The 268-nt window shown below is 31.0% G+C and carries 1 protein-coding gene; it reads left to right on the top strand.

From position 1 onward, the window contains the following. A partial coding sequence (locus I6E31_12575; GenBank protein MCF2640791.1) for an IS66 family transposase occupies positions 1 to 268 on the top strand: 268 nt, incomplete at both ends.

Genomic DNA, 268 nt, shown 5'->3' with positions numbered 1-268 from the left:
ATGAATAGTTCTAATAGCAGTTTTCCTCCATCTTCTGATAAATTTGGTAAAAAAAAAGATAAAAACAAATCATTAAGAAAGAAAAGTAACAAAGCATCAGGCGGGCAAATCGGTCATAAAGGTTCTACTCTTGAAAAAGTTGATAATCCTGATTTTGTTGTTGAACTTCCTAATGAGATTTGCCCTCATTGTGCTGCTAATTTAAAAGATGTTAAAGTAGAGGAAGTTAAAACTCGTCAGGTTTTTGATATTCCTGAAATTAAAATCA

This window comes from Fusobacterium varium (assembly GCA_021531615.1).
Classification (GTDB): Bacteria; Fusobacteriota; Fusobacteriia; order Fusobacteriales; family Fusobacteriaceae; genus Fusobacterium_A; species Fusobacterium_A varium_C.
This window is presented reverse-complemented; position numbering and strand designations above follow the sequence as displayed.